Origin of the sequence: Gordonia sp. 852002-50395_SCH5434458 (assembly GCF_001665905.1) — a bacterium.
Lineage (GTDB): Bacteria > Actinomycetota > Actinomycetes > Mycobacteriales > Mycobacteriaceae > Gordonia > Gordonia jacobaea.
The window spans coordinates 131,292-142,881 of sequence record NZ_LZTC01000035.1 but is presented as its reverse complement, the minus strand read 5'-3'; the positions used below and the strand labels follow the sequence as shown (position 1 = coordinate 142,881).

Genomic DNA, 11,590 nt, shown 5'->3' with positions numbered 1-11,590 from the left:
ACTCCCGAGGCGGGTGCGTGAACTCGCACTCGTCATGAAAGGATGATCGATGGGCGTCATTCGCCCGATGCCGCGTACGCCACTGCGGCCGCGTCACTGCCAACGCCAAGGAGTCGATCAGACATGACAGCCGAAAACCACCAGGCACCCGACCGCAACCTTGCCATGGAGCTGGTGCGGGTCACCGAGGCCGCGGCACTCGCCGCAGGACGCTGGGTGGGACGCGGCGAGAAGAAGAAGGGCGACGGTGCAGCCGTCGACGCGATGCGCGAACTCCTGTCGACAGTCTCCATGCGCGGCGTCGTCGTGATCGGTGAAGGCGAAAAAGACGAAGCCCCGATGCTGTTCAACGGCGAAGAGGTCGGCAACGGATTCGGCCCCGACTGCGACGTCGCGGTCGACCCCATCGACGGAACCACACTGATGGCCGAGGGTCGCCCCAACTCGATCGCCGTCATCGCGGTCAGCGAGCGCGGCACCATGTACGACCCGTCAGCCGTCTTCTACATGGACAAGATCGCCGTCGGCCCGGAAGCCAAGGGTGCCATCAACATCGACGAGTCGGTCGAGTGGAACATCAACTCGGTCGCCAAGGCCAAGGGCATCGACGTCGGCGATCTGACCGTCGTCGTCCTCGACCGTCCGCGCCACGCCGACCTCATCGGCGAGATCCGCAGGGCAGGCGCCAAGATCCGCTTGATCTCCGACGGCGACGTCGCGGGCGCGATCGCCGCTGCCGGTGACTACTCGACGGTGGACATGCTCATGGGTGTCGGCGGTACGCCGGAGGGCATCATCACCGCAGTCGCGATGAAGTGCATGGGCGGCGAGATCCAGGGCAAGCTGTGGCCGCGCAACGACGAAGAGCGCCAGAAGGCGATCGACGCCGGACACGACCTCGACCGTGTGCTGGGCACCGACGACCTGGTCCGCGGCGAGAACTGCTTCTTCGCGGCAACCGGCGTCACCAACGGCGACATGCTCCGCGGCGTCACCTACCGCCGTGGCGGCGCGACCACCCGTTCGCTGGTCATGCGCTCGAAGTCGGGAACCATCCGCCGCATCGAGGCCGTGCACCGCACCACCAAGCTGCGCGAGTACGCGCGCCTCGACATCTAGCCAGAGCCCTTAGACGACGCGCCGCATCCCGACCCGGTCGGTGTCCTCACCGGTCGGGTCGGCGACGGCGAGCACCTCGTCGAACCCGGCGACGATGCACTCGGCGAACAGTTCCGGGTCGGAGATCGACGCGGCGTCGCAGTTGAGCCCGAGGCATGCCGTGGCGTTGTGCGTGATCATCGTTGCCATCACCGCGCATCCGGGGAGCGGTCCGAACGGGAACAACCGCTCGACCTTCGCACCCGCGACGAACGTCTCCCACGGGATACCCGGCACATTGCTGGCCTGCAGATCATTCATGCTCGTCGCGCCACTGAACTGACCGAGAAGCTCACCCGGCATCCACGCCAGCACCGACCCGAGGGTGTTGAAGATGTCGACGGCGGGCTCCGTGCGCGCGGCACGCACCTGCTCGCGGATCGTCAACACACGCTCGAACGGGTCGTCGATGCCCATCGGCCCGGCAAGCCTGCCGACCGCGATGCGGTTACCACCCTCGGGATCTTCTGGTCGACGCACCGAGATCGGGATCGCGACGGGAATCGCGTCGACCTGCTCACCCATCTTCTCGTGATAGATGCGGAAGCCACCGATGAGCCCGCCGAGATAGACGTCGTTGATCGACGCCTTCATCGACTTCGCCACGGCTTTCAGCTCGACGAACGGCACCTCGAACGCAAGGAAGCGCCAGGAGAGGCTGCGCTCGGCGAGCAGTGGCGAACCGGGCGGACTGACGAGGCCGGCAACGCGCGGCACCGACCGCCCGTAGCGCAGCACCTTGCTCAACGCTTGCTTCGGATCTGTCAGCGCCAACGCTCCACGCAACACCACGCCCGCCCGGTAGGGCGTACGTCGAATCTCCTCCCCCACCTGTCGAGCGAGCACCTCGAACGCCGACAGTTCGGTCGGCGGCGGCGCGGGCGGCTGAGGCTTGTCCGGGATCGGGTCGCGCGACGGCGAATGCAGTTGCGCGAGAGCGAGAATCGCGCCGAGTCCGTCGGTCAGCGCGTGATGCGCCTTGAGGAAGTACGCAGTCTTGCCGTCGGCGAGTCCGGTGATCAGGTAGCCCTCCCACGGCGGGCGTGCCGGGTCGAGCGCGGTCATCGCCAATTGCTCACACGTCGACAACAGTTCGCCCATCGAGCCGTCGCCGGGCAATCGGATGCGTCGAACGTGATAGTGGAGATCGAACTCCGGGTCGACGGCCCAACTCGGCGTGCCGGTGTGCAGCGGCGAATCAACAACGCGCGAACGGAATCTGGGCGCCATGCGGCTGCCCCAGTCGTGTGCCGCGATCAGTCTGTCCCAGTCGGGTTCGCAATCGTAGATCTCGATCATCGAGATCGTCCCGCGCAGTCGACGGTCGGTGTCGCCGCGCCACATCAGCGCGTCGACCGGACTCATGTGCTGCTCGGTGCCCCACTCGAGGGGTTGATCCTCACTCATTCGACAGCCTCCCCTGCGTCGTCACTGCGGCTCTCGTCCCGTTGCGAATCATCCGGTTGCGAATCGTCTTGTTGCGACTCATCGTGTTCTGCAGTTCCGTTCGGCTCCGGCCACTCCGCCAGCGCGGTGATGAACATCTGGCGCACCTCCTCGGTGTGGTCGTCGATCGTCTCCGCCTGCCACTCCGATGTGTCGACGGGCGGCAACACGCGCACCTCGATCGTGCCCGGTGCCACTAGTTGCGAACCGCGCCACATCAATTCGCCGACGTTGCGCAGCACGACCGGAACCACGGGCACTCCTGCCTGCATGGCGATGTGGAAGGGCCCCTTCTTGAACCGTCCGATCCGCGGCGTCGGCGATCGCGTGCCCTCCGGCGCCACGACCAGAGACGCGCCCTCGTCGCGCAGTTTGCGGACCGCAGGCTCGAGCTGGTTGATGGCCTTGCCTGCGTCGGCCCGATCGATGAAGACCAAACCGGCCGCGTCGAGAATCTGACCGAACACCGGAAGCCGCTGGATCTCCTTCTTCGCCACACCCGTCGCGTCGCGCTGTATCAGGTGGATCATGACGGGGAGATCGAGTTTGGACTGATGGTTGAACGCGAACACGCAGGGACGGTCCGACGTCAGGTACTCGTTGCCGTCGAGCACGTCGACGTGCACACCGGCCAGCGCCAGCCCGACGTCGTTTCCGGTGGCGATGCCTGTCTGGACGGCGCTCTCGAATCGACTGCGCGCCACGACACCGCCCGCGATTCCGGCAGCGGCACCGGCGAGAAACGACCCGTACATCGCACCGGTACGCAGAGCCATCCCGAAGCGATTGTGTGACGGATTGCGTAGTTCGAGGATCAGCCACCCTCTGGACTCCGCCTCGGCCCGCAGCGTCCTCCGAGGCGAGACCGCCGCGGGATGTCCGACGCTTTCGAGATACGGGATGTCCTCGTTGCCATCGCTGTAGGCGAAGGACGCGTCGAGATCCATGTCGTGTTCGCGCGCCAGGGAGCGCACCGCCGCCGCTTTGCCCGGCCCCCAGAGCGGACGGCCGAGCACCTCCCCGGTGACGATGCCGTCGACCACCTCCACGTCGGTGGCCAAGGCGTGATCGGCCTCGATTTCGCGTGCGATGGGCTCGATCTGGAATCGCGTTGCCGACGACGCGATGACGATGCGGTGCCCCATCTCGCGGTGCGCGTTGAGGATCTGCCACATCTGAGGACGTAGTTTGGCGGCCGTCTCCTGCCGAAAGAGCCTGTCGCCCAGGTCCAACAGCTCCGCGTACGTCTTGCCCGCGAACGTCGGCTTGGTGGCTTGGAGCACCTCTGCGTAGTCCTGTTCGGACTCCACTCCACGCAGGCCGATCAGCGCGAAGTCGGCGACCTCCCCGATCCCGAACTCCATACTTCGAATCCGGGCTCCGAAAAGTGCTGTCGCAGAGAATCCTTCGATCAGGGTCCCGTCGTAGTCGAAGAACGCGCCGATGTGCTTGCCGCGCGGTGCAGAGCGGATCTCGGCCAGGCGATCGCCCAGTGCGCTCATACCGCCGTCACTCCCGTCTGCTTCGCCTCGATCTCGGCGATTCTGGCAAGGCGATCCCGCATGTCCTTGACCTCGTCGAGCCACTCCTGCCGTGCCGCAACCAGATCGCGTCCGTCGTGGGGATCGATCAATCCCCGATTGTCAGCCAGCTTGTACGCGGCGGTGTAGAGCTCGGTCGACACCGAATCCCTGCTCTTCACGACCCCCTGCAGCGCGAGCTGCTTACCCAACCCGAGGCAATCGGCGATGATCTCCTGCTTCTCGCGCGACTCCTCGCCCAGTTCCACCAGGCGCCGCGACATGACCAACTGTGCGTCGAAGAAGGGCTGAAGGGTTCTGCGGGCAAACAGCTCTCCCGACATCGCGACGAAGGTGTCGTGCAGCCACGCGGGCGTCGGCCTGACCTTTCGCCACTCGGGCGCGATGAGATCCATCTCGGCGCCGAGTCGGTGCAGAAACTCCTGCTTGGTCGGGAAGAAGAACTCGAACTTCAGCAGATCCCGAATCCGCAGCGCCTCGGCTTGCGCTGCGGCCAGGCGCGTTTCGCGATCGTCGTCGATGGTTCGACGGTCCGCGGCGAACAGCGCGACCTCGACGATCGCACGGTCGACGAAATGATGGATCGCACCATTGCGGTAGTACGCGGCCACCGCGTGGTTCTCCCCGGCGATCGACCACACGTCGTCGACACCGCCCGCGAAATGCGTCAGCACACCCGCGTCGGTCAGTTCTTTCAACGTGGATTTCAGCCCGAGTCCCCGGCACATCGCCGGATCGGGCCCCGGTAGCTCGCGACGCTCGATGTAGGCGAGCAGCGGCCGCAGGATGTCCTCGATCTCCTTGGCCGTGTATGCCCGATCACCCGCTCCCAGCAGCGCGAAACCCGCAAGCGAGGTCGCCGAAATCGGTGTCGCCGCGTTGATCTCGTCCATCACCTTGAAAGCGATCTTCTCCAAACGTGCGGGATCGTCCTCACTCAACTCGACGATCGACTCCCGCAGCGAGAACGGCTCGCCGAATCGTACCCGCGCCTCACCGAGGTAGGACCGCTGCGCCTTGGCGTATTTGAGCAGCCACGTCACATCTTCGGGTTTCTTTGTGCCACCGGCAGATTCGCGCGTGATGGCCGCGATCTCGTGAAGCTGGTCGTAGACGATGGAGGTGGGCACCACCATGACGTCTGCGGTGTCGAGTTGCTCGACGGCGTCGACGACGTAGGCGAGCAGCCCCATCATCGGCGGCCGGAGCTTGCCCGTGCGACTGCGACCGCCCTCGATGTACCACTCGAGGTTGAACCGCTTCTCGACGATGAACGACAGGTATGCGCGCATCGCGAACTTGTAGACCGGGTCGTCGCCGAACTTGCGGCGAATGAAGATCACTCCGGCGCGTCGGGCGATGGCCGCGAGTGGCCAGAGCGCCAGGTTGTTGCCGCCGAGCACCAGATTGGGCGGAAAGTCATGGCGCCGTAACGCATCGGACAGAACCAACGTGTCGACGTAGGACCGGTGTGAAGGCAGGAACACCAAGCCGTGGGTCTTGTTGAGATTGCGCAGTTCGCTCAACGTGTCGAGGTCGACCGAGACCGTCCAGGTACGTTCGTACAGCTTGCCGAAGGTCGTCGAGAACACGTCGTCCATCAGCGGGCTCTGCGTGGCCACGAACGTCGACATCTTGTCGATCGCATCCTGGATGATCGCCGCCGCAGGGCGACCGAGATCGGCGGCGAGCTTGGCGGCATTGGCCTGAAAGCGCGCCGATGAACCGATCTGCTGCGCCACGAGTTTCGGCACCTTGTAGCGGTCGCCGATCAGTTGTCGCTCGGCCCGCTCCGCCGACAGTGCGGCCGCCAGTTCGACGAACTGTCCGAAGTCTTCTCCCTCGGCCGACGACTGCTCGTGCCTGCGGCGCAACTCCTCCACGGTCGCCGGTTCGCCTGCGACCACACGCACACGGTCGGGCGCACGCTTCTTGATCGCTCCCTGACGAAACGCGGGTGGTCGGCGCGGGTTGGACAGCACCAGAACGTCGGCCATCGACACGCGGCGCTCACCCTTGCGCATCGGGGGAAGCCAGACGACCCGGGCGGGAATCAGCGTCGTCGCCGGGTCAAGGGTCTCGGGATCGACTTCGTCGAGTGTGCGCACCGGGGCGTCGGGATGTCTGCTCGACGCCCATTCGGCGACGGCCTCGCGTTCACAGTTCGTTCGAATCTCGGCGAGCACGATTGCGGCCAATGCGTTCCCCTCCCGTGTTGACATCACTGAATCGACAACAGTTCAGTGAACTGTGACCCACCACACACTAATACCCCTTCCGTTCGTCACGCACATCGGACTAAAGCTGTGACGAATCCCCGTGGCGTGGCCCACATCAGGCACCGGGACGCGGGAGGGTCGCTGACCGGCCGCGATAGGATCCGCACGTGAGCAAACCAGCCCTTGCTCCGGAGTTTCGCTATGCCGAATTGCTACCCTCCGGCGCCGATGACACGCCCTATCGCCTGATCACCACCGAGGGGGTCTCGACGGTCGACGTCGACGGCCAGACCTTCCTCAAGGTCGCGCCGGAAGCCCTCGAACGCTTGACGTCCGAGGCGATGCACGACATCAGCCACTACCTGCGCCCCGCACACCTGCGGCAGTTGCGCAAGATCATCGACGACCCGGAGGCGTCGGGCAACGATCGTTTCGTCGCGCTCGACCTGCTCAAGAACGTCAACATCTCCGCGGGCGGCGTACTGCCGATGTGCCAGGACACCGGCACGGCGATCGTCATGGGCAAGAAGTCCGAGGGGGTGCTGACCGGCGTCGACGACGGCGAGTGGATCTCGCGCGGCGTCTACGACGCGTACACCAAACTCAACCTGCGCTACTCACAGCTCGCGCCGTTGACGACATACGACGAGAAGAACACGGGCACCAATCTGCCTGCGCAGGTGGAGATCTACTCGACCCAGCAGGGGCCGAAGGGACCTGAGTACAAGTTCCTCTTCATGGCCAAGGGCGGCGGCAGCGCCAACAAGTCGTTCCTGTTCCAGGAGACCAAGGCGATCCTCAACCCCGACCGCCTGCTGACCTTCCTCGACGAGAAGATCCGGTCACTGGGTACCGCCGCCTGTCCGCCGTACCACCTCGCCGTCGTCATCGGCGGGACGTCGGCCGAATTCGCTTTGAAGACAGCGAAATACGCATCGGCGCACTACCTCGACACGCTGCCCACGGAGGGCTCGATGTCGGCGCACGGCTTCCGGGACGTCGAGCTCGAGGAGGAGGTCTTCAAGCTGACCCAGTCCTTCGGCATCGGCGCTCAGTTCGGCGGCAAGTACTTCTGCCACGACGTCCGCGTCGTGCGTCTGCCGCGTCACGGCGCATCGTGCCCGGTGGCCATCGCGGTCTCGTGCTCGGCCGACCGTCAGGCACTGGGCAAGATCACCTCCGAGGGCGTGTTCCTCGAGCAGCTCGAAACCGATCCGGCGCAGTACATGCCGGACGCCGGCGTCGCCGAGGACATCGAGGGAGGGCAGGTCGTCGAGATCGACCTCAACCGGCCGATGCCGGAGATCCTCGCCGAACTGTCGAAGTATCCGGTCAAGACTCGACTGTCGCTGACCGGGCCCCTCGTCGTGGCTCGCGATATCGCACACGCCAAGATCAAAGAACGCCTCGACGCAGGCGAGCCGATGCCGCAGTATCTGCGCGATCACCCCGTCTACTACGCGGGTCCGGCCAAGACTCCCGAGGGCATGGCGTCGGGTTCGTTCGGACCGACGACGGCGGGTCGCATGGACTCCTACGTCGAGCAGTTCCAGGCCGCGGGCGGATCAATGGTCATGTTGGCCAAGGGAAATCGCTCCAAGCAGGTCACGCAGGCATGCGACGCCCACGGCGGCTTCTACCTCGGTTCGATCGGCGGCCCGGCAGCTCGCCTCGCCCTCGATTCCATCAAGAGCCAGGAAGTCATCGAGTACCCGGAGCTCGGGATGGAAGCGGTCTGGAAGATCGAGGTCGAGAACTTCCCGGCCTTCATCGTCGTCGACGACAAGGGCAACGACTTCTTCACCGACCCGTCCGGCACGGTGACGGTCCCGCTCGGGGTGCGCGTCAGGTCCTGACCGGGCCGCGGATGGGCGGTAGGTCGCGGCGAGTAGCGTGGATTGAGGTAGTCCTAACCCACCGCAGACATCCGGAGGACGCATCAGATGAGCGAGCAGCAGTACCGCATCGAGCACGACACCATGGGCGAGGTCAAGGTCCCCGTCGACGCACTGTGGCGCGCACAGACGCAACGCGCCGTCGAGAACTTCCCGATCAGTCACCGCCCGCTCGAGCGCACGCAGATCCGTGCGATGGGACTGCTCAAGGCCGCCTGCGCGCAGGTCAACAAGGACCTCGGCCTGCTCGACGCCACCAAGGCCGACGCCATCATCGCCGCTGCCAAGGAGATCGCCGAGGGCAAGCACGACGACCAGTTCCCCATCGACGTCTTCCAGACCGGGTCGGGCACCAGCTCGAACATGAACGCCAACGAGGTGATCGCGTCGATCGCGAAGGCGAACGGCGTCGAGGTTCACCCGAATGACGACGTCAACATGTCGCAGTCGTCGAACGACACCTTCCCCACCGCGACGCACGTCGCTGCGACCGAGGCCGTCGTCACCGACCTGATCCCCGCGCTCGACCACCTGCGGTTGGCACTGCTCGCCAAGGCCGAGGAGTGGCGCGAGGTGGTCAAGAGCGGCCGCACCCACCTGATGGACGCGGTGCCGGTCACGCTCGGCCAGGAGTTCAGCGGTTACACCAGGGCTGTCGAAGCAGGCATCGAGCGTCTTGTCGCGACGCTGCCGCGGGTCGGCGAGGTGCCCATCGGTGGCACCGCCGTCGGAACCGGTCTCAACGCCCCCGACCACTTCGGCACCAAGGTCGTCGAAGAACTGGTCAAGCTCACCGACGTCGACGCGATCACGTTGGCCAAGAACAACTTCGAGGCGCAGGCCGCCCGCGACGGACTCGTGGAACTGTCCGGTCAGCTCAAGACCATCGCGGTCTCGTTGACCAAGATCGCCAACGACGTCCGGTGGATGGGTTCCGGTCCGCTCACCGGTCTCGCCGAGATCCACCTCCCCGACCTCCAGCCAGGCAGCTCGATCATGCCGGGCAAGGTCAATCCCGTTCTGCCCGAGGCGGTTACGCAGGTCGCGGCGCAGGTCATCGGCAACGACGCGGCGGTGACCTGGGGTGGCGGCAACGGTGCGTTCGAGCTGAACGTCTACATCCCGATGATGGCGCGCAACGTCCTCGAATCGCTGAAGCTCCTCGCCAACGTGTCTCGGCTGTTCGCCGACCGCTGCATCTCCGGCCTCAAGGCCGATGAGGAGCGCCTGCGGACTCTCGCCGAGAGCTCGCCGTCGATCGTCACGCCGCTCAACTCGGCCATCGGTTACGAGGAGGCCGCGGCGGTCGCGAAGCAGGCCCTCAAGGAGAAGAAGACGATCCGGCAGACCGTTCTCGATCGTGGTCTCGTCCCCGACAAGCTCAGCGAAGAGGAACTCGACAAGCGCCTCGACGTGTTGAAGATGGCCAACCTCGACCACAAGCGCTGAGTCATGACCGATCTCGCGCCCTTCCCCACCGACTGGCAGACGGCGCTCGCGCTCGTGGCGCATCCGGATGATCCGGAGTACGGCATGGCGGCGGCGGTCGCGAAGTGGACGAGCGAAGGCAAACGCGTCGTGTACGCGCTGGCGTCAAGCGGTGAGCTCGGCATCGAAGGCATGGCGGCAGCCGAGGCCGGTCCGCTTCGAGAAGGCGAACAACGCGCGTCTGCCGCCATCGTCGGCGTCGACGAGGTGGAGTTCTGGGGCTTTCCGGACAGCAACATTCGCAACACTCCCGAGCTCCGCGCCGCGATCGCAGAGACGATCCGACGGGTCGGCCCGCAGGTGGTGCTCTCGCTCTACGGCGGAGCGGAGTGGGCGCCGGGTAAACCCAACCAGCGCGATCACATGGAGTTCGCCGCAGCGGTTCTCGATGCGTACGACTCACTCGGCGACGAAGCTCCGCGCTGGCTGTTCGAGAACGGTCCACACCCGACGCACGCCGTCGACGTCACCGAGCAGATCGATGTCGCAGTGAATTCCCTTGCGGCACATGAGGTGTACCTCAGAGTGCTCGATCCCGACACACCGGTCGTCGACCAGGCGCGTGCACAGATCGAACTCGTGAGCGCGCCGCGCGACGACTTCGGTGGTCGTCGCGCGGCGTGCTTCGAGCTCAAGAGGACGCGCGCTACTTCGGAGTGACGGCCGAGTCGCCCTCGGGTTCACTGGCCCTCACTTCGTCCTATATGTGTGTCATATCGAAGGACGTGGGTGCTGAAGCACCCACGTCCTTCGATTCAACACATATTCAGCGCGCGGCTACCGCCGCGAGTGCGCTATTTGGTCCCGAGCAGAGTCGGGATGAGGTTGACCAGTTGCGTCAAGAGGTCACTCAACCCCTTGTCGCCCAGGATGTCTGACACTCCCGGCAGGCTCGGCGTTGTAGGCGTCTTCGGCGTCGTTCCCGACGGCGCGGTGGTCGACGGCCCGTCGCCCGTGGGGGCGGCGGCGTTGACGCCGATGGTGATCTTGGGGTGCTTGGCGGGGTCGAGCCACGCGAGGATCTTGCGCATCACGTCGCGATCGATGGCAACGCAGCCCTGCGTCGGCTCGCCGTTGGTGACGTGGAGGAACATCGCCGACGCCTTGCCGGGGGTGCGCTGCGGGTTGTGTGCGATGTTGACCGCGTAGTCGTACACCGGACCTGCGTCGTAGAGGTTCTCGCTGTCACCGCCGGGGCTGTTCGCCTGGCGGACGTGGGTGTTGTAGGTCGGGGACTTCATGTTGGAGTCCCACCAGTCCTGACGCGTCGCCTGGAAGTACGGCATCTTGGTGCCGGGGTTGGCCTGCCTACCGAACGCCTGGTCCAGCGCGAAGGTGCCCTCGGGCGTGCGATAGACGTTGTCCTTGGGCTCCCCCATTCCCAGCGAACCCAGGAACGCCTTGGTCGGCCCGAACACGGGCTTCCACGACTTGTCCGCACCCTTCTCGAACGCGGTGAGCGTCGCGGTGGGGTCGGACGCCTTGGGTGCCGTGACCACGATCATCTGGCCGGTGTCCGACGCCGTGGTACCCGGCTTCGACGATCCGTTACCCGCGAGAGTGTCGAGGATTCCGTCGACCTGCGGGATACCGACAGAGGGCAACGTCGGCGTTCCCGTGTGGGGTGTCGTGGGTGATGTGGGAGCGGGCGATGTCGGAGTTGTCGAGGTTCCCGGCGCGGCCAATGCCTGGCCGGCACCGGCAACGATTGCAGCCATCACCGCAATCGCTACAAGTCCCAACAGTCTCATTCGCCTCATCAGTAACTTCTGCACCACTCAAGTGTGGCAAATGGCATCAGGGCGTGAGTCTCAGGGGCATCACGGTGCTGCACTGATCGGAT

The 11,590-nt window shown here is 65.4% G+C and carries 8 protein-coding genes; 4 read left to right on the top strand and 4 right to left on the bottom strand.

The window, feature by feature from the left end:
- Positions 1-123 precede the first annotated feature (123 nt).
- Positions 124-1,119: a class II fructose-bisphosphatase gene (glpX, locus tag A5785_RS07090; RefSeq protein WP_064865478.1), complete on the top strand. Its 996-nt coding sequence runs from the start codon at positions 124-126 to the stop codon at positions 1,117-1,119.
- Between the two features lie 9 nt (positions 1,120-1,128).
- Here glpX and A5785_RS07085 read toward each other — a convergent pair whose 3' ends face one another.
- From A5785_RS07085 to A5785_RS07075, 3 genes are read right to left on the bottom strand one after another with little or no spacing between them, the layout of a single operon-like run.
- A complete protein-coding gene (locus A5785_RS07085) occupies positions 1,129-2,565 on the bottom strand; it encodes a wax ester/triacylglycerol synthase domain-containing protein (protein ID WP_064865476.1) in 1,437 nt (478 codons plus the stop codon).
- A complete protein-coding gene (locus tag A5785_RS07080) occupies positions 2,562-4,106 on the bottom strand; it encodes an HAD-IB family hydrolase (RefSeq protein WP_064865474.1) in 1,545 nt (514 codons plus the stop codon). Before A5785_RS07080 ends, A5785_RS07085 begins: the two co-directional genes overlap by 4 nt.
- On the bottom strand, positions 4,103-6,343 hold the full coding sequence (locus A5785_RS07075) for a glycerol-3-phosphate 1-O-acyltransferase (protein ID WP_064865472.1): 2,241 nt from the start codon (positions 6,341-6,343) through the stop codon (positions 4,103-4,105). Before A5785_RS07075 ends, A5785_RS07080 begins: the two co-directional genes overlap by 4 nt.
- Positions 6,344-6,531: 188 nt before the next feature.
- Between A5785_RS07075 and A5785_RS07070 the strand changes: the two genes are divergently transcribed.
- The 3 genes from A5785_RS07070 to A5785_RS07060 all read left to right on the top strand — a co-directional run bounded on the left by A5785_RS07070 (position 6,532) and on the right by A5785_RS07060 (position 10,407).
- Positions 6,532-8,220 (top strand): fumarate hydratase, encoded by a 1,689-nt coding sequence (locus A5785_RS07070; protein WP_064865469.1) that lies wholly within the window; start codon positions 6,532-6,534, stop codon positions 8,218-8,220.
- Between the two features lie 87 nt (positions 8,221-8,307).
- A complete protein-coding gene (locus tag A5785_RS07065; protein WP_005207940.1) occupies positions 8,308-9,708 on the top strand; it encodes a class II fumarate hydratase in 1,401 nt (466 codons plus the stop codon).
- Between the two features lie 3 nt (positions 9,709-9,711).
- Positions 9,712-10,407 carry a PIG-L deacetylase family protein gene (locus A5785_RS07060; protein ID WP_005207939.1) on the top strand — a complete coding sequence of 232 codons (696 nt, stop codon included), beginning with the start codon at positions 9,712-9,714 and terminating at the stop codon, positions 10,405-10,407.
- A gap of 134 nt (positions 10,408-10,541) precedes the next feature.
- Here the strand turns inward: A5785_RS07060 and A5785_RS07055 are convergent, their stop codons facing one another.
- Complete coding sequence (locus A5785_RS07055; protein ID WP_039856631.1) at positions 10,542-11,498, bottom strand: L,D-transpeptidase family protein; 957 nt, start codon at positions 11,496-11,498, stop codon at positions 10,542-10,544.
- Positions 11,499-11,590: the final 92 nt, after the last annotated feature.

Coding starts and splice junctions, on each gene's coding strand:
- glpX (WP_064865478.1), top strand. CDS start 124: ATGACAGCCGAAAACCACCAGGCACCCGACCGCAACCTTGCCATGGAG.
- A5785_RS07085 (WP_064865476.1), bottom strand. CDS start 2,565: ATGAGTGAGGATCAACCCCTCGAGTGGGGCACCGAGCAGCACATGAGT.
- A5785_RS07080 (WP_064865474.1), bottom strand. CDS start 4,106: ATGAGCGCACTGGGCGATCGCCTGGCCGAGATCCGCTCTGCACCGCGC.
- A5785_RS07065 (WP_005207940.1), top strand. CDS start 8,308: ATGAGCGAGCAGCAGTACCGCATCGAGCACGACACCATGGGCGAGGTC.
- A5785_RS07060 (WP_005207939.1), top strand. CDS start 9,712: ATGACCGATCTCGCGCCCTTCCCCACCGACTGGCAGACGGCGCTCGCG.
- A5785_RS07055 (WP_039856631.1), bottom strand. CDS start 11,498: ATGAGACTGTTGGGACTTGTAGCGATTGCGGTGATGGCTGCAATCGTT.